The 17,672-nt window shown below is 65.1% G+C and carries 18 protein-coding genes; 11 read left to right on the top strand and 7 right to left on the bottom strand.

Annotated features, from left to right (window positions below):
• The first annotated feature begins 48 nt into the window (after positions 1–48).
• Together B5D62_RS20450 and B5D62_RS20445 are read left to right on the top strand one after the other, a co-directional pair.
• Positions 49–1,005, top strand: a complete 957-nt coding sequence (locus tag B5D62_RS20450) for a phosphorylase family protein (protein WP_085935803.1) — start codon at positions 49–51, stop codon at positions 1,003–1,005.
• A gap of 189 nt (positions 1,006–1,194) precedes the next feature.
• Positions 1,195–1,758, top strand: coding sequence for an MgtC/SapB family protein (locus B5D62_RS20445; protein ID WP_085935802.1), 564 nt, complete (start codon positions 1,195–1,197; stop codon positions 1,756–1,758).
• On the opposite strand, the gene B5D62_RS20440 is transcribed toward B5D62_RS20445, so the two are convergent.
• The 4 genes from B5D62_RS20440 to B5D62_RS20425 all read right to left on the bottom strand — a co-directional run bounded on the left by B5D62_RS20440 (position 1,679) and on the right by B5D62_RS20425 (position 6,471).
• Complete coding sequence (locus tag B5D62_RS20440; protein ID WP_139373995.1) at positions 1,679–2,287, bottom strand: HAD-IIIA family hydrolase; 609 nt, start codon at positions 2,285–2,287, stop codon at positions 1,679–1,681. The genes B5D62_RS20445 and B5D62_RS20440 overlap by 80 nt on opposite strands.
• Positions 2,288–2,289: 2 nt before the next feature.
• Positions 2,290–3,354 carry an ATP-dependent DNA ligase gene (locus tag B5D62_RS20435; protein WP_218191171.1) on the bottom strand — a complete coding sequence of 355 codons (1,065 nt, stop codon included), beginning with the start codon at positions 3,352–3,354 and terminating at the stop codon, positions 2,290–2,292.
• Positions 3,329–4,357: an ROK family protein gene (locus tag B5D62_RS20430; protein WP_218191170.1), complete on the bottom strand. Its 1,029-nt coding sequence runs from the start codon at positions 4,355–4,357 to the stop codon at positions 3,329–3,331. The genes B5D62_RS20435 and B5D62_RS20430 overlap by 26 nt, the downstream gene beginning before the upstream one ends.
• A 110-nt stretch (positions 4,358–4,467) precedes the next feature.
• Positions 4,468–6,471, bottom strand: a complete 2,004-nt coding sequence (locus B5D62_RS20425) for a protein-L-isoaspartate(D-aspartate) O-methyltransferase (protein ID WP_085935799.1) — start codon at positions 6,469–6,471, stop codon at positions 4,468–4,470.
• Between the two features lie 97 nt (positions 6,472–6,568).
• Between B5D62_RS20425 and B5D62_RS20420 the strand changes: the two genes are divergently transcribed.
• From B5D62_RS20420 to B5D62_RS20405, 4 genes are all read left to right on the top strand, one after another.
• The gene (locus B5D62_RS20420; RefSeq protein WP_085935798.1) at positions 6,569–6,886 is read left to right on the top strand and encodes a hypothetical protein; all 318 of its coding nucleotides are present in this window, start codon (positions 6,569–6,571) and stop codon (positions 6,884–6,886) included.
• A 65-nt stretch (positions 6,887–6,951) separates the two neighbouring features.
• Positions 6,952–8,217, top strand: a complete 1,266-nt coding sequence (locus tag B5D62_RS20415) for a cytochrome c (protein WP_085935797.1) — start codon at positions 6,952–6,954, stop codon at positions 8,215–8,217.
• The gene (locus tag B5D62_RS20410) at positions 8,214–8,696 is read left to right on the top strand and encodes a (2Fe-2S)-binding protein (protein ID WP_085935796.1); all 483 of its coding nucleotides are present in this window, start codon (positions 8,214–8,216) and stop codon (positions 8,694–8,696) included. Before B5D62_RS20415 ends, B5D62_RS20410 begins: the two co-directional genes overlap by 4 nt.
• Positions 8,693–10,900 carry a xanthine dehydrogenase family protein molybdopterin-binding subunit gene (locus B5D62_RS20405; RefSeq protein WP_218191169.1) on the top strand — a complete coding sequence of 736 codons (2,208 nt, stop codon included), beginning with the start codon at positions 8,693–8,695 and terminating at the stop codon, positions 10,898–10,900. Before B5D62_RS20410 ends, B5D62_RS20405 begins: the two co-directional genes overlap by 4 nt.
• A 2-nt stretch (positions 10,901–10,902) precedes the next feature.
• Here B5D62_RS20405 and B5D62_RS20400 read toward each other — a convergent pair whose 3' ends face one another.
• A complete protein-coding gene (locus tag B5D62_RS20400; RefSeq protein ID WP_139373992.1) occupies positions 10,903–11,199 on the bottom strand; it encodes a hypothetical protein in 297 nt (98 codons plus the stop codon).
• A gap of 130 nt (positions 11,200–11,329) precedes the next feature.
• Here B5D62_RS20400 and cyoA point away from each other — a divergent pair, with 130 nt between their 5' ends.
• From cyoA to B5D62_RS20375, 5 genes are read left to right on the top strand one after another with little or no spacing between them, the layout of a single operon-like run.
• Positions 11,330–12,124, top strand: a complete 795-nt coding sequence (cyoA, locus tag B5D62_RS20395; RefSeq protein ID WP_085935794.1) for a ubiquinol oxidase subunit II — start codon at positions 11,330–11,332, stop codon at positions 12,122–12,124.
• Positions 12,125–12,126: 2 nt separating this feature from the next.
• A complete protein-coding gene (gene cyoB, locus B5D62_RS20390; RefSeq protein WP_085935793.1) occupies positions 12,127–14,106 on the top strand; it encodes a cytochrome o ubiquinol oxidase subunit I in 1,980 nt (659 codons plus the stop codon).
• Entirely contained in the window at positions 14,103–14,732 is a 630-nt protein-coding gene (gene cyoC, locus B5D62_RS20385; protein ID WP_085935792.1) for a cytochrome o ubiquinol oxidase subunit III, read from the top strand. Before cyoB ends, cyoC begins: the two co-directional genes overlap by 4 nt.
• Positions 14,725–15,117, top strand: coding sequence for a cytochrome o ubiquinol oxidase subunit IV (gene cyoD / locus B5D62_RS20380; RefSeq protein ID WP_085935791.1), 393 nt, complete (start codon positions 14,725–14,727; stop codon positions 15,115–15,117). Before cyoC ends, cyoD begins: the two co-directional genes overlap by 8 nt.
• 35 nt (positions 15,118–15,152) lie before the next feature.
• Complete coding sequence (locus B5D62_RS20375) at positions 15,153–15,350, top strand: hypothetical protein (RefSeq protein ID WP_085935790.1); 198 nt, start codon at positions 15,153–15,155, stop codon at positions 15,348–15,350.
• 7 nt (positions 15,351–15,357) lie between these two features.
• Here B5D62_RS20375 and B5D62_RS20370 read toward each other — a convergent pair whose 3' ends face one another.
• Together B5D62_RS20370 and B5D62_RS20365 are read right to left on the bottom strand one after the other, a co-directional pair.
• Positions 15,358–16,779, bottom strand: coding sequence for an FAD/NAD(P)-binding protein (locus B5D62_RS20370; RefSeq protein ID WP_085935789.1), 1,422 nt, complete (start codon positions 16,777–16,779; stop codon positions 15,358–15,360).
• A gap of 105 nt (positions 16,780–16,884) precedes the next feature.
• A complete protein-coding gene (locus B5D62_RS20365) occupies positions 16,885–17,616 on the bottom strand; it encodes an SDR family NAD(P)-dependent oxidoreductase (protein WP_085935788.1) in 732 nt (243 codons plus the stop codon).
• Between the last annotated feature and the right edge of the window lie 56 nt (positions 17,617–17,672).

The following is a 17,672-nucleotide window of genomic DNA, read 5'->3' as shown; positions in this document are numbered from 1 at the left end:
ACCCCCGCTCTGATAGGCCGATGCCTCTCTTGGAGGGCGAGGCTTTCGATGTCGTTGAGCTTGGCGTTGGGCTTGGCGTGGGGTTTGGCAAGGCGCCTGCAGGCGGTGATCTGCCTGATCGTTCTCCTCTCCCCTGGAGCCGGACGGGCGGACCAGTTCAAGGTGCTCGATGCCTATACCGGCTTCGCCGGCACACCCGCCGTCAACAGCGCCTCGGACTATATCGCCTGGCTGAGGCAGCAACCGGCGTTCCGTGACGGCAAGCTCGACCATCTGCCGGACCACGCTGTCATCCTGCACAACACCAACGTGCGCGGCATGTTGAATGGGCTGGGCTACGGCGATGCGGTGATCGAGGAAGTGCCGATCGGCTACACCGATCCCAACGTTCTCTTCGTCGTTCGGCCAGCGCGCGGGCAACCGTTCCTCGTCAATCGCGGCCTGCCCGGCGCCGGCGGCATCAGCACCCAGCTCGCCGAGCTGGCGGCCCTCGGCGTCAAGCAGGCCATCCATATCGGCACTGCCGGCCTGCTGGGCTCGCGGATCCCCTACTCGTCCCTCATCATCGCCACCGGCGCCTACAAGGATGGCGCCGCCTTCCTGCTGGCCTCGACGCCCGCCGAGGCGGCGGAACAGATCGCCTTCGCCGATGCGGGCCTGACCGACCGGCTCGATCGCGACATGACGGCGGCGGGCATCGCTCACGTCCGCGCCTTGGGATTCACCTCGCCGGTCTATTACTTCCAGAAGACCGGCCTGCTGAAGACCCTGCTTACCTTCCCGTTCGATGCGGGCCAGGCGCCGGGCTTCGTCGAGATGGAGGAGGCGTCATTCTTCGCCAGCGCCCGGCTCGTCGACGTCAAGGCGGCCAGCATCGTCGTCGGCTCCGACCGCGCCGTCCCGACCGGCGACACGATCCGACAGGAATTCTTCGACGGCAGTCTCGACCCGCTGCTGTCCCAGGCGTTGCGCCAGGCCATCGTCGCTCTCTCGACCCGCGAATAGACCCAGGAACGGTCCGCCGGGTTCGGCGTTTCCTGTCGGTGCACTCCACCGTCACCCTGACAGACATCATCCTGCGTCTGGCGGCCGCCGTCGTTGCCGGTGGGGTCATCGGTTTCGATCGCGGCACGCGCGGCCGCATTGCCGGGCTTCGGACGACCATCCTGATCTGCGTCGCGGCTGCGGGGGGCGATGATCGAGGCCAATCTGTTGCTCGGCGTGACGGGCAAGACCCAGTCATCCTTCAGCATGATGGATACGCTGCGCTTCCCGCTCGGCATCCTGTCGGGAATCGGCTTCATCGGCGCGGGCGTAATCCTCAAGCGCGGCGACATGGTGATGGGCGTGACCACGGCGGCGACGCTGTGGCTCATCACGGTTATCGGACTGGTGCTGGGCGCCGGCTACTTCGTGCTCGGCGGCGCCATGGTGGTGGTGGCGTTCGTCGTCCTGGTGCTGCTCGTGCGGCTCGAACCGCTGATGGAACGCGATCATCGGGCGGCCCTTACCATCGATGTCGCCGCCAACGGACCGAGCACCGACATGCTTCGCGCCACGATCCGCGAAGGCGGCTACAAGATCAAATCCCTGTCCCTGACCCAGTCGCAAGACCGGCAGCTGCGCTGTTCGGTATCGTGGACCAGCCGGGACGCCAGCGACCAGGTTCCAGCCGTCGTCAGCCGCCTGCTCGAACAGGACGGCGTGCTGCGCGTCGACTGGCATCCGCTCGAGACCGGTCAGCAGCACGACGATTAGCGCAATAGGCATCGACGAAGGCCTGAAGATCGTCGTAGACGGCCTGCGGCCGCGCATAGCGCGGTATCGGTCCGCTCTCGGTCTGGCGACCGAGGCCCGTCCGCACCAGGATGCCCGGACAGCGTGCCCGCCACGCGGCCTTCAGATCGCTCAGCTGATCGCCGACAAAAGGCGTGTCGGCTGCCTTGGCGCCGAAATGGCGTAATCCCTCGAACAGCATTCCCGGAGCCGGCTTGCGCCACTCCGAGCGGAAATTGTCGGTGCAGCACAGGACCAGATCGAGATGGGCCCCCTCGCGGGACAGCATCCGCCGCAACGCGTGGTGGATGGCGTCGAGCTGATGGTGGGTGATGATGCCCTTGTCGACCTCGGGCTGGTTGGTGCAGAGCACGACCTTGATGCCGAGGCGGTTCAGCCTGGCGATGGCTGCCGCGGCGCCGGGCAGCAGAGCGAGTTCAGTCGGCGCCTTGACGTTGTACTTCCGGTTGACGATGACGACGCCATCGCGGTCGAGCATGACCGTCTGCACGATCAGCTCGCGATCGCCTTGAGGAGCTTCGACGGCCGCACTTCCAGCCGCAGCTGCGCCATCGTGCACTGATGCGGTTCCTTGTCCGGGCGCCAGCGCACGAAGCGGGTGCCATGACGAAAGCGGTCGCCGGTGACGTGGTCATACTGGACCTCGGCCACGAGGCGCGGCTTGACCGGCTCCCATTCGGACGAGCGCTCCGTCGACCAGCGGCTCGGCCCGCCGGGCGCCCGCCCGGTGAATCCAGGACCGCCGCGCAGAGCCTCGAGCTTGCGCGTGAGGCCAGGCCGTTCATTGGCGGCGACTGCCGAGGTGAAGCCGACATGATCGAGCTTGCCGCCCGCGTCGAACAGGCCCAGCAACAAGGATCCGACCACGCGAGCGCCGCCGTCGGCCCGGGTGCTGGCGTAGCGGAAGCCACCGACGACGCAGTCGGCGGTGCGCAAGCGTTTGATCTTGAGCATGACGCGCTCGCCGGCCCGATAGCGCTCGTCCTGACGCTTGGCCACGACACCATCGAGCGCCCCGCCGCCGGCCCGTGCCAGCCATTTCTTCGCCTCGGTCAGGCGAGTGGTCACCGGCGACAGGTGGAGGAGTTGATCCGAGCCATAGGTCTTGAAGAAAGCTTCGAGTGCCAACCGGCGTTTCCGCAGCGGAGCCGACACCAGATCGGTGCCGTCCGCTGTCTTCAGCATGTCGAAGACGATCAGGATCGCCGGAGTCTCCTTCGACAGTCGAAGGATGCGGCTTTGCGCGGGATGCAGGCGCATCTGCAAGGCGTCGAAGGAAAGGGCGCTTCCCATCGGAACGGCAAGTTCGCCATCGAGAACGAAGCGACGGGCCGGATGCTGTCCCAGTCCCGCCACCACCTCGGGGAAGTAGCGCGCCAGGCTCTTGCCCGACTTTCCAATCAGCTCGACCGCTTCACCGTCCCGCACGGCGAGGCAGCGGAAACCGTCCCATTTCGGTTCGAATTGCCAGCCCGTTCCCTCGGGCAGCGCATCGACCAGTTGCGCTTCCATCACGGCGACCGGCGCCGACTCACTTTTCGGGATGCTTCTTTTCATCCTGAGGCCGGTTGGTGAAGCGCGCATTGCCGAGGCCCGTGCCGATGGTGAAGACGCCCCAGCGGGTGACATCCTGCATGTTCGGCACCTCGCTCAGCCCCTGCACGACGGCGTCGTTGTGAATGACGAACAACGGTTCGTGCCCATTGATGCGCGGCAGGCGCTGGGCCAGCTCCTTCGCGAGATTGAATTCCTCGCTCTCCCAGTTACCGGGCAGGTTCTGGCTTCCCTGGCGAATCGTGCCATGCTCGTCGATCAGCCCCGGGCATCCGATGCCGAAGAAGGGCGCGACCTTGAGCTTGTGGTCCGCGGCGGCTTGGGCGAGCTCCTTCGCCATGTCGGCCATGCGATCGACGGCCGCGTCGCGCGACGGCTTGTCGTCGCGGTGGCGCCAGTGGAGATACTTCCACACGCCGACCTTCGACATGTCGCCCTTCTTGATCTTCAGCTCCACGATGCCGACCCGCAGGTTCGTACCGCCGATATCCGCCGCCACGATCGCATCGTGACCTTCGAGCATCCAGGTCGGCGCCAGTTGGACCGCGCCGATCAATCCCGCCTTGTCCGGATGATTGTCGATGGTCCTGAGATCGATGCTGATGCCGTCGCCTGCCAGCAGCACGGCCGCTCGGCCCATCGCGAGCTGGCCGATGTGGCTGGCGCTGAGGCCGCCGCCGACCACGATCCGCTCCGTGCCTGCCCAGTCGCGAAGCCTGAGGAAGCGCCGCACCACGGTGGCGAGCTCGTTGCCGAACTCCTCGACGGCGGTGTGCACCAGGCCGGCCGCCACGGGGTCGGCGCCGGCAAGATAGGTATCGAGTTTCGATTTCGAGATCTCGCTGGTGGGCGTATCGCCGAACGGATCATCGCCGTGGCTGCGAAGCCGTTCCCGCCAGTCGTCGAGGATGGCGCGAAATGCGCGGCCGCTTGCGCGATCGCCGACGAAGCCTTCCTCGTCACGCAACACCTCGTTGTAGGTGTCGACGGTGACAGCCGGAAGCACCCGCCCTCCATGCCCCAGGACTGCAGGCTGGCCGACGGGCCTCTCCAAGGTTTTGGTCATTGGGCATCAACGCGGCATTGCGTCACAAGTTGCAGGAGAGGCAATCCACCTCACAGGCCGAACGGCCAGGTCTCCGGCGTTCCAGGCCGCGGCGACGCGGGCAGCGGTTCGACGGCCGACGTGCGATCGAACCAGACATAGGCATCGAACTGCCCCGGCAATTCGACGCCGGCATAGTGGCTCTGGCGTTCGGTCTCAGGCCAATAGATGACACCGATGAACCGCTCCAGGTGCTCGGCCGCCAGACGCTCCCGCAAGATGCCTTTGGTGTCGGCGAGAACCAGAACGCCGCGCCCCAAGCCGCTGTCGTGGAAGTGTCGTTCGATGCTGTCGGCGAGGGAGGGCCGCACTTCCATGATCTCCATCGGCTCGCCCCAGCCGTGAGCCGCCGCGACGGTACCGGTGTGGGTGCCGAAGCCGATCGACACCATCTGGTCGCCAAAGCGTTCGCGGCAAAGCTGGCCGAGATTGAGTTCATCGCGCACGCGCCCCATGTCGGTGAAACGCGCATCGCCGATATGGGAGTTGTGCGCCCAGACGACGGCCTTCGACCCTGGTCCGCGATGATCGAGGAGCCGGGCCAGCGTGTCGAACATGTGCCGGTCGCGCAGATTCCAGCTTTCGGCGCCGCCGTAGTATATGATGCGGTAATAGCGTTCCGCCGAAGCGACAAGCTGGGCGTTCTGGACCGCATCGAAGAACCGATCGTCGCCCTTCGCGGCATAACTCAGCCGATTGGACAGGAGATCGGTCAGGGCCGACACCACCGCCGGTTCGCAATCCCGATAGCCGCGGTTGAGCACAGCCCGGCCGTAGACCGACGGGTCCTGCTGCCAGGGCGTGAGGCAGCCATAACGCTCGCGGGCGACCTGCGCCGCACCCGAATCGACCCGGTCGAGATAACCCAGCACAGCATCGATGGAATCGGACAGGCTATAGATATCGAGCCCGTAGAAGCCCGCCTGCTTTTCCCCACGCAGCGGACGATTGTGCTCGCGCAGCCGCGCGACGAAGGCATCGACCTCGGCGTTGCGCCACATCCAGACAGGAAAGCGACGAAACACTTGCTTCGGCCCATCCGCCGACGTCCGATGACGGACATAGCGGTCGATCACTGCAGCGTCCGGCCAATCCGCCTCCACGGCAACGATATCGAAGCCATGCTTTTCGATCAGGCGCTCGGTGATTGCCGCGCGGGCGCGATAAAACTCCGACGTCCCATGGCTGGCCTCTCCCAACAGTACGACACGTCGATCGCCGAACCGATCGAACGGTTCGGCGAAGTTCGCATCACGAGGATCGGCCAGAACCAACGCCGATTGGCGAATGAGATTCGGCAGCGAGCCGCCGTCAGCCGATGCTGGTTCGATGTTTGACGAAGCCCCTTCGACGATATCGGAACTCCACCCTTCCGCGCCGATCAGGGGCACAAACCGCACGTCTTCGAGCGCTTCCTCCTCGTAGGTGTCGCTGCCGGTCCGTGTCACGCGCATGAGACGCTGCCGGTTCGGGCTGGCGCCGACCGGCATCACCAGCCGGCCCCCAACCGCCAACTGCCGCCGCAGTGGCTCAGGCACACGCGGTCCGCCGGCGGAAGCGACGATGGCGTTGAACGGCGCGGCCTCCGGCCATCCCAGCGTGCCGTCCCCTACCCGGACCTCTACATTGGCGTAGCCCAGCGCCGACAACCGGCTCCGAGCCAGTTCAGCCAGGGCGGGATGACGCTCGATCGCATAGACCTGCGCCGCCAACTCCGCCAGGACAGCCGCGGCATAGCCCGACCCTGCCCCGACCTCCAGGACCCGATCGCCGGTGCCGAGCTCCGCAGCCTCCGCCATGCGGGCGACGATGTAGGGTTGGGAGACGGTTTGCCCCTCCTCGATCGGCAATGCGGTATCCTCATAGGCGAACTCACGCATCGCATCCGGCAGGAAATCGGCCCGCTCTACCTTACGCATGGCCGCCAGCACCCGCCCGTCGCCGATGCCACGCCGGGCGATCTGGCGCTGCACCATGCGGTCCGTCTTGGCGCGGGCGGTATTGGCGCGGGGCATGCGAGGGGAACGACGCCGTCGTCGCAGCGGTTGCAACAATGGTCTGGGTCCGGCGTTCAATCCCTGACCCGCGATCAATGCGCCCGGGAGACTCATCATGAATGAACGGGACGAACGGCTGCGCGACACGATCACCGATACATTCACCAAGATGAACATCGACGCCCGCAACCTCGCGGTCGAGGTCGTCGATGGCGCCGTCATCGTGAAAGGCACCGTCGGCTCCGAGGATGCTCTGCGCCGCTTACAAAGCGTCCTGGCCGAAGGCCGCTTCGGTACCCGGCCGGTGGATTGTCAGGTGGGCGTTCTTGCCACGGTGCCGAGCGACAGTCTCGATGGTCGAGGCCGTTCGCCGGTGACCGGAACTTCTGCCGATTCAGCGCACGAAAGCCGCCATCAATTGGACAAAAGCTGAGGCTTGAAACGACGAAGGATTCGAGGCGTTACTAGCGCCTCGATTTGGATGGCCTACGGAGCCGGATGTTGATTCGAATCAGGTGGCTCCTGGCTGCGGTGGGCCTCGTCCTGGCGGTGGTCGCCGCCGTTGCGACGGGAAAAGCTTGGCCGGGCGCGATCGCCGAAGTTCCGCCCCCGGCACCGGGCAGCTTCGACAAGGCCCTGGTTGGGCGCGGCGAGGGTTTGGCCCATCTGGGGAATTGCAGCACCTGCCATACGGCCGACGGCGGACAGCCGCTTGCAGGCGGGAAGGCCCTGAAGACGCCATTCGGCACCATCTTCGCCACCAACATCACGCCAGACCCGAAGACGGGCATCGGACGCTGGTCGCGTGAGGCGTTCTTCCGCTCGATGCGGGAGGGACTCTCGCGCGACGGGCATCATCTCTATCCAGCCTTTCCCTACGATCATTTCACGCACTTGACCGACAGCGACCTCGACGCCCTTTATGCTTTTCTGATGACGCGTCCCCCGGTCGTCGCACAGGCTCCGGAGAATGAGCTGATCTGGCCGTTGCAGTATCGGGCGGCGGTGGCTGCGTGGAACCTGCTCTATCTCCAGCAAGGTCCGATGGGCTCTGCCGATCGTGGCCAGTATCTCGCCGAAGGCTTGTCTCACTGCGGAAGCTGTCACACGCCGCGCAACAAGCTCGGCGCCGAGATTGTCGATCGCCGCTACGGCGGTGCCTGGACACAAGGCTGGTACGCACCGCCGCTCAATGTCCATTCTCCCGCTGCCCGGCCTTGGACACCGGAAGATCTGTTCGTCTACTTGCGCTCGGGTTTCAGTGCCAACCATGCCGCCGCCGCCGGACCGATGTCGGAGGTTACCCGCGAGCTTGCGGAAGCACCCGAGGAGGATGTGCGGGCTCTCGCCGCCTATTTTGCCCAGCAGATGTCGGCTGCACCGGCCGCGAAAGAAGCGGCCTCCCTCCCGGATCGCTCCGGGCCGGCGGGCCAGGCCCATCCGGAAGGCGCTGTCCTGTTTGCAGGCGCCTGCGCGAATTGCCACGAAGCCGGCGCCGGCATGATGCTGCAAGGCCGGCCGCCGCTTTCCTGGGGAACGCCGCTTCACGAGGAGACACCGCACAATACCCTGCACGTGATCGTCGAGGGCTTGCACCCGGCGCCGGGCATTGCCGGACCGACCATGCCGGCTTTCGGCAACGACTTCACCGACGCCCAGTTGACGGAGATCGCTGCCTATCTGCGAGCGCGCTATACGGACTTGCCACCCTGGCAGGATATCCCGAAAGCCGTAGCCGACGTTCGCAAGGGATCGATCCGATGATCACCTTGACCGTTAATGGAACGACCCACACGCTGGATGTCGATCCGGAAACGCCGTTGCTGTACGCGCTGCGCAACGATCTTGCTCTCAACGGCGCCAAGTTCGGCTGCGGTCTCGGCCAGTGCGGCGCCTGCACGGTGCTGATCGACGACCGTCCCGCCTTCTCCTGTCTGGTCCCCATTGCAAGCCTTGTCGGGCGCAAGATTCGCACGATCGAAGGTCTTGGGACGGCGGAGCAGCCGGGCGCGGTGCCAGCGGCTTTTGAGGCCGAGCAGGCGGCCCAGTGTGGATACTGTATCGCGGGCATGATCATGCGCACCCAGGCCCTGCTCGAACGCAACAATCGTCCGACCGAAGCCGAGGTACGATCTCAGCTCGCGCCCAACCTCTGCCGCTGTGGGACGCATATGCGCATCCTTCGCGCCGTTCGACGAGCCGCAGTGGCCATGGGCGGCGGCGTGCAGGAGTCATCGCCTTGACCGGCTTGGGCAGACGCCGCTTCCTGACCGACGGCGCCCTCGTCATGGCCTTCACGATCTCGGGTCGCGCGCTTGCACAGGAAGCGATGGAGCTGCCGCCTCTTGCCGGCGATCTGCAGAAGTATCCCTTTCTCGACTCGTGGATCCGCATCGATGCCGACGGTCGCATCACTGTCTTCACCGGCAAGGCCGAACTGGGTCAGGGCCTTAAGACTGCACTGCTTCAGGTCGCCGCCGACGAACTTTCGGTCTCGCCTGCGGCGATCGACCTGGTCACAGCCGATACCGGTCGCACGCCCGACGAAGGAGTCACCGCCGGCAGCCATTCCATGCAGGACAGCGGCATGGCGATCCTGAATGCCGCCGCCAATGTCCGTGGCTTGCTGACCGATACAGCTGCCTGGCGCTTTGCCTGCGCAATCGACGACGTCGAACTGCAGGATGGACTCGCTTATGGGCCAAACGGGCAGACACTCGGCTACGGCGACCTGGCGGCCAGCCTTTCGCTCCACGCCGTGGCCAAGCCTGACGCGCCCCGCCGCAGCAAGGGGCGACGGCTGATCGGGGAGAATGTCGGCCGAGTCGATATTCCGGCGAAAGTGAGTGGCGGCGCCAGCTACGTTCAGGACATGCGGCTGCCGGGCATGCTGCATGCGCGCGTCGTGCGTGGGCCGAGCGATGGCACGCGCTTGAAACCGGCGGATTTCGAACAGATTGCCAAGATGCCCGGCATCGACCGCGTCGTCCGTGACGGCCGCTTCGTCGCGATCCTCGCGGCCAAGGAATGGGATGCCGTGAAGGCGCTACGTCATGTTCAGGCCGCCGGTTGGGAACGGCCGAGTCCCGACTTGCCGGCGGCCGATATGCGAGACGCTCTGCAGAAGTTGCCGGCGCGCGATGTCCCGATCTTCGAGTATCCCGGTCCGCCCGCACCGGCCGGCGCCACCAAGGTGACGGCGCGCTACAGCCGCCCTCTCCTGATGCATGGCTCGATCGGCCCGTCCTGCGCCGTGGCGCGATGGGACAACGACAACCTGACGGTCTGGACGCATAGCCAGGGCGTCGGACCGCTGCGCAAGGCGCTCGCCGACTTGCTGCACTTGTCCCCAGACAAGGTGCGCTGCATTCATGTCGAGGGCTCGGGATGCTACGGCCACAACGGTGCCGACGACGTGGCCGCCGATGCAGCCCTTGCCGCGCGCGCGGTTCCAGGCCGCCCGGTGAAGCTGCAATGGACACGCGAGCAGGAGCATGGATGGGAGCCGCTCGGTTCGGCGATGGTGGTGGAGCTGCGTGCGGCGCTAGGCGCGGATCGCCGGATCAAGGCTTGGTGGCACGAGGTCTGGAGCAACGCCCATAACGGCCGGCCCGTGACGGCCGGCGGCCTGCTTGCCGGGGCGGAGGTCGAGCCGCCCTTCCCGCCCCAGATACCGAAGCCGATTCCGATGCCCGAAGGCGGTGGTCATCGCAATGCCAACCCTCTCTATGCGCTGAGCAACGCCGCCGGCATCTATCATTTCGTGGAGTCGGCGCCCGTCCGCGTGTCGGCCCTGCGGTCGCTCGGCGCGCACATGAATATCTTTGCCATCGAGAGCTTCGTGGATGAGGTCGCCGGTACTGCAGGAATGGATCCGGTCGATTTCCGACTTGTCCATTTACAGGACGAACGAGCGCGCGCCGTTGTCGAGATGGCCGCCAACCGTTTCGGCTGGGCCCGCCGTCGCAAGGGTGGCAACGGTCGCGGCAGCGGGTTCGGCTTCGCCCGCTACAAGAATCTCGGAGCCTACTGTGCCATCGCCCTCGAGATTACTGTCGATGAGAGAACCGGCAGGATCGCTGTGCGCCGAGCGGTGGCTGCGGTCGATAGCGGTGAAGCCATCAGCCCCGACGGCATCCGCAATCAAGTCGAAGGCGCCATTGTGCAGTCCCTGAGCTGGACGACGATGGAGCAGGTCACGCTCGACACGGTCCACCGCACGAGCTTCGATTGGAGCGCCTATCCCATCCTGCGCTTCCCGGGCGTGCCGGAATCGGTCGAAGTGCACGTGATTGACCGGCCCGGCGAGCCTTTCCTCGGCACGGGCGAAGCCGGACAGGGACCGACCGCCGCAGCTTTGGCCAATGCCGTATCGGACGCGATCGGCCTGCGGCTGCGCGACATGCCGCTCACCCCGGCGCGCATAAAGGCGGCCCTGCGTAGCTGAATTCAGTCGAGCCAGGAGGTGTTGCGCGACTTGCGGCCGTAATGGCGCTCGCCATCGCCTGTACGCGACGCCATCTCTTCCGCACCGGCGTCGGAGGGCGTCCCTTCGGGCTGAGGCTTCGAGGCGGCGAGGACCTCGCGACCGAGCGGTGTGATCTTCCAGCCCTGAGGCGTCTCGTCGATCAGCTTGTACAAGGCCAGACGGCCTCGGATCGGCGGATCGAGTCCACGCTCCGGTCCGAAGGCAGAGAGATTCTCCAGGACAGCCCTTTCGGCATTTGAAAGTGGGGGGACAGTCATGCCGAACAAACGTTGCCAGTGATTTTCGGTTGCCGTGCAGTTGGCGACGTTTCATTGTGCACATGCGCACGGACCGGAACCGCCTGCCGGACTCGGCGTTGCTCACTGGTTCGCACGGAGGGGGAGAAACGTGCAATCGCTTTGGCCGGATCACATAGGCGTGCTCGATCCGCAGGGGCCCATTGGCGCCGCGGAACGGCTGATCCTTCTCAACGCCACCTCCATCATGCTGGCCGTGGTCATCCCGGTCATTCTGCTCACTCTTGCTTTTGCGTGGTGGTTCCGCGCTCGCAACACGCGCGCGATCCATCTGCCGGACTGGTCCTATTCCGGTCCGGTCGAGCTCGTCGTGTGGTCGATTCCCGCTCTCGTCGTCATGTTCCTGGGCGGCATGGGCTGGATCAGCTCGCATCAGCTCGATCCGCCGCGCCCCATCGCTTCTTCGACTCCGACGCTCAACATCCAGGTCGCATCGCTCGATTGGAAGTGGCTGTTCATCTACCCCGATGAAGGCTTGGCCACCGTCAACCGGCTCGTCGTGCCGGTCGGAACGCCGCTGCACTTCACCCTCACCTCGAACGGCGTGATGAACAGCTTCTTCGTGCCGCAGCTCGGCAGCCAGATCTATGCCATGGCCGGCATGACCACGCACCTCAACCTCATGGCCGACAAGCCCGGCACCTATCCGGGATTGAGCGCGCAGTTCAGCGGCGACGGCTTTGCCGACATGCGCTTCGATGTCGTGGTAATGCCGGTGGAGCAGTACAACGAGTGGCTGCGCACGTCGCGCGCCGGGACAAGCACACTCGACGAGGCGAGCTACCTGAAGCTTGCCAAGCCGGGGATCGTGGACAAGCCAATGCTGTACGCCGATGTGGCGCCGGGCATGTTCGAGACCATCATCCGAAAGGCGACGGGGCACTAGTCATGCTGGGGAAGCTGAGCTGGGACGCGATCCCGTTCGATCAACCGATCCCGATGGCGGCCTCGCTGCTGATGATCCTCGCCATCCTGGCAGTGCTCGCCACCGTGCTGCTGAAGGGCTGGGGGCCGTATCTCTGGCGCGAATGGATCACCAGCGTCGACCACAAGCGCATCGGCGTGATGTACGGTCTGCTCGCCCTCGTGATGCTGCTGCGCGGCTTCACCGACGCCATCATGATGCGATCGCAGCAGGCGCTCGCGGCCGGCGACGCGCGAGGCTATTTGCCCCCGGAGCATTACGACCAGATCTTCTCGGCTCATGGCACGATCATGATCTTCTTCGTCGCCATGCCGTTCGTGATCGGCCTGATGAACTTCATCGTGCCGCTCCAGCTCGGCGTGCGTGACGTCGCCTTTCCCGTGCTGAATTCGATCAGCTTCTGGCTGACGGCGGCCGGCGTCCTGCTCGTCAACATGTCCCTGGTGATCGGCGAGTTCGCCAAGACCGGCTGGCTCGTCTATCCTCCCCTCTCCGAACTGGCCTATTCGCCGGGCGTCGGCGTCGATTATTACCTCTGGGCGCTGCAGATATCCGGCGCCGGCACGCTCATGACCGGCATCAACTTCACGACCACCATCCTGAAGCTGCGCGCCCCCGGGATGGGCTATGGGCGCATGCCGATCTTCTGCTGGACGGCGCTCGCCTCCAACCTGCTGATCATCGCTGCCTTCCCGATTCTCACCGCGACCTTCGCGATGCTGCTGCTCGACCGTTACCTCGGCTTCCACTTCTTCACGACGGACGGCGGCGGCAACGCGATGATGTACATCAACCTCATCTGGGCGTGGGGCCACCCCGAGGTCTATATCCTGATCCTGCCCGCCTTCGGGGTCTATTCGGAGGTGATCTCGACGTTTTCCGGCAAGGCCCTGTTCGGCTATCGTTCGATGGTCGTGGCGACCATGGCCATCTGTATGCTGTCTTTCATGGTCTGGCTGCACCACTTCTTCACCATGGGCGCAGGCGGCGACGTCAACGGCGTCTTCGGCATCGCCACCATGATCATCGCCGTGCCGACGGGCGTGAAGATCTTCAACTGGCTCTTCACGATGTTTGGCGGCCGTGTCCGTTTCACCTCGCCGATCTTGTGGTCGCTGGGCTTCATGTGCACCTTCGTGATCGGCGGCATGACCGGCGTCTTGCTGGCCGTACCGCCGGCCGACTTCGTGCTGCACAACAGCCTGTTCCTGATCGCGCACTTCCACAACGTCATCATCGGCGGAGTACTGTTCGGCGCTTTCGCGGGATATACCTACTGGTTCCCGAAGGCGTTCGGCTTCACGCTTGACGAACGGTACGGCAAGGCCGCCTTCTGGTTCTGGCTGATCGGCTTCTACCTTGCCTTCATGCCCCTCTATTTGCTTGGTTTGATGGGTGCGACCCGTCGCATGCAGCATTATCCGGAGACCGACTGGCAGCCGCTGATGATCGTGGCGATGATCGGAGCGCTGTTCATTCTCGCCGGCATCCTCTGCATCGCGCTGCAGCTCTATGTCAGCATTCGCAATCGGGTAGCGCTGCGCGATCGGACCGGCGATCCCTGGAATGGTCGCACGCTGGAATGGTCGACGGCCTCGCCGCCGCCGCCCTGGAACTTCGCCTTCCTGCCTCACGTCCAGGCACCCGATGCCTGGTGGCGCATGAAGCAGGCGGGGCAACACACCAGCGTTCCCGGCGCCGAGCGGCAGTGGCACGCAATCACCCTGCCGCGTAACAGCCCGGTCGGCTTCTTCATCTCGTTCTTTGCGGTCATCTCCGGCTTCGCTCTGATCTGGCATATCTGGTGGATGGCGATCATCGGTATCGCCGGCATGGCCGCCTCCGGCCTGGTCCATGCGTGGCGCATCGACAGCGAGATCGAGATCCCGGCCGAGGAGGTTGCCGCCTTCGAACAAGCCCGGCAAAGGAGCGCGGCGACATGAGCCTGGTCGACACTCTCACGACGCCGGCTGAAGGTGACGTACCGCTGTCGGAACGCGGTCCAGCCGCTGTCGACGTCGTCGTTGGCTTCGGCTTCTGGCTGTTCCTGCTAAGCGACATCGTGATCTTCGGCTCGCTGTTCGCAGCCTATGCCGTCCTGGCCGGCCAAACCGACGGCGGGCCGGATGGACAGCATCTGTTCGACCGCGCCAATGTCCTGATCGAAACCGGCTGCCTGCTGGCCTCGAGCTTCACCTGCGGCCTTTTCTCCCTGGCCATCGAGCGGCGAGCGGCCGCGGCCACCTATCTCTGGGCGGCCGTCACATTTGCCTTTGGCGCCGCCTTTCTGGGCCTCGAACTTTCCGAATTCATCCGCATGATCGGTGAAGGGGCGGCACCGACGCGCAGCGCCTTCCTATCGGCCTTCTTCACCCTGGTCGGTACGCACGGGCTGCATGTGACGCTCGGCCTGTGCTGGCTCGCGGTGATGGTCGCGCAGATCGCGACCCTCGGCTTCCGCCCGCACATCGTACGCCGGCTGTTCTGCTTCAGCCTCTTCTGGCACGCGCTCGATATCGTCTGGATCGGCGTCTTCACAATCGTCTACCTGGGAGCGGCCTATGCATGACGCCAGCGACGGTCACGACACGCTTCACGACCATGCACCAGGCGGCGGCCGTCACACCCGGGGCGGCGTGCGCACCTACCTCGCGGGCCTGGGCTTCGCGGTCGTGCTCACCCTGGCCTCCTTCTGGGTCGCCAGCACGCAAACGATCTGGGGGCCTTCGGTCCCGGTCCTGCTGGCCGCCCTCGCCATCGGCCAGATGGGCGTGCATGTCGTGTTCTTCCTGCACATCTCGAGCGGCCCGGACGACACCAACAACTTCCTGGCGCTTGCCTTCGGCATCTTCATCGTCGGCCTGGTCGTCTTCGGCTCGATGCTGATCATGTCCAATCTCAATTCCAATAACATGACGCCGATGGCCAACGGCCAGATGCAAATGCAGCGTTAGCGGGCAGGAGCGGCATCGCGGGAGGCAGGTGTGCCATGCGCAAGATGGTCCAGATCGCACCGAGCAGCCTCGAGGCCCTGGCGCTTCTCCAATCGGACAGCGGCAAGACCTTCCAGGCTCTGATGGATGAGGCCATCGCCGACCTGCTGAAGAAACACAAGCGCCCTGTCGGCATGAAGGAGATGTTCGCGCAGAGCCTGGCGCGTGGCGGTCGACCGGCGAAGCGAGGTTAGTCCCGGTTCACGTTGCGCCGAGGACAGGCTCGCTCGCGGAGGCGAGCAGCATGTCATCGACGATGTGGCGAGCGAGGGCCGAACACTGCTTCCGGACATCCGGGACCGCCGTCGTCTCCCAGAGCGCACCGCGTATGGGCGGTCCCAATGCGAACAGCGACGGCAACGGCGCTCCTGCCGCCGATATCAACTCGTAGCCCGCCGACACGTCCAGGCCCAGCGCCAGCGCGTCCGGACGGGCAAGTCCGTTCTTGAACAGCGACTTTATGAGTGGTTCCTCGATTCGGCTGTAATCCAGCTCCGGGCCCGAACAGTTGACGATCCAAGCCGCTTCGACGGTCTGCAATTCCCCATCTCGGCGGCGTCGATAGGTCACGGCAAGCCGGTCTCCCCGAACCTCGATGTCGCGGATGCGGCCGGCAACGAGTGACAGCGTTCCCTCCTGGCGCAGGGCCTGAAGATCGGCGTCGACGGTAGGCGCCAGTCGGTGTCGATGCACTTCCCAATAGGGCCGGGGATGTCTCAGGAAACGCCGCTGCTCGCCCAGGGGAAGCGCGCGCCAAAGGGCCTGGGTTTGCGGACGCATGGCATCGACCACGCTGCGCCAATCGAAACCGGCCTCCTGGGCGATCCGCACCTCGCGGCGCACGAGGCGCAGCAACTCTAGGGTACGGTGGGGTAGATTTGCCGGATCGAGGAAGGGCTTGTAGGCCATGACTTCCTTGTGCGGATTGGGCTGCAGTCCTCGCCGCGAGATGGCCGTCATCGGGCCGACGTGGCCGCGACACACGAGATCGAGCGCTGAGTCGACCATCGTCAGCCCGGTCCCGACCAGCAGCACCGGATCGTTCCGCCCCACCGACTCCATGCGGCGCCAGTCCCAGGGATTGGCGATGTAACGGTCTCCCGCCCGATCGATCATCGCCCCCGGCAATGGCAACGCGGGCGGGAAATTGCCGATGCATAAGACAGCACAATCGACGCCGCGGGTGACGCCATCCGACTGATGCAGCGTTATTCCACTGCCGTCCCTTGTCAGGTTCGTCACCTCGGCGGAGATACGGCTGACGATCGAGCCCGGCTCCTTCCGGCTCGCCTCTTCCATGGTCTCTTGCAGGTATGTGCCATAGCGGCCTCGCGACACGAACGCGTGCCCACTTGGCGGTATCAGCCCGTCGTCGTCCTTGCTCCACAGCCAGCGCAGGAAATGATGCGGGTCATGTTCGTACGCGCTCATGTTGGCGACCCGCACATTCAACAGATGCTTGGCGTTCGGCGTTGAATAGGCCGTGCCACGCCCGAACGCTCCCGCGCGGTCGAACAGCAGGATCTCCAGCGGCGATCGCGATGCCCCCAGGAGATTGGCGGCCAGCATCGTGCCGGTGAAACCGGCGCCGATGATACCGATGGATCTGATTCCCGCGCTCATGGGTCAACTCTTACGCCGTAATTGTGCAAGGGGAATGGAGCACAATCGCATAGCCCAGCGCCACCATCGCCGTCAGCATTCTCGGCACGACCGCGAGGCCGGTCGTCACAGAAACGACATACCGCCGCTCAGGGCCACGGTCTGACCGGTCATGTACGCGTTGCCGACCAGCATCATCACGACCTGCGCGCATTCTTGCGGCGTGCCGAAACGTCCCAGGGGAATGCGAGCTGGCGACGATGCAAGGCCCGATCGCACCATGTCGGTCTCGATCAACGAGGGCGCAACGGCGTTCACCGTAATACCGTCCTTGACCAGCCGCGCCGCATACCCGCGAGTCAGGCCTTCCATCCCAGCCTTGGAGGCATTGTAGTGCGGGCCGATCCCTCCGGCGCCGCGCGCCGCACCGGACGAGATGTTGACGATGCGGCCCCACTTGCGGTCGCGCATGCCGAGGATCACCGCCTGCGTGCACAGAAAGACCGACTTGAGGTTGACCGCAATGGTGAGATCGAAATCCTCCTCGGTCAGTTCGTCGACGGTCCGGATCAGGCCAATACCGGCGTTGTTCACCAGCACATCGATCGGGCCCAGCGACTCTCCCACCTCTTCGACCAGGGCCCGCACCTCGGCAGCCTTCGAAACATCCGCCGGAACCGCGACGGCACGGCCGCCGGCTTTTTGGATCGTCTCGACGACATGCTGCGCTTCAGCGCTGCCTTGCTTGTAGTTCACGGCCACGGCCGCACCCGCTTCGGCGAGCGAAATCGCAATCGCCTGCCCGATGCCGCGGGAACCTCCCGTCACCAGAGCCACCCGTCCGCTGAGTTCCGTCATTTCTACCCCCTCTATCGACCGCGTCGGCCGTGCATGTTAGGCGAATACCAACCGCA

Source organism: Enhydrobacter aerosaccus (genome assembly GCF_900167455.1).
Classification (GTDB): domain Bacteria; phylum Pseudomonadota; class Alphaproteobacteria; order Reyranellales; family Reyranellaceae; genus Reyranella; species Reyranella aerosaccus.
Note: the sequence above shows the minus strand (reverse complement) of the source record. Positions and strands in the feature narration are given on the sequence as shown.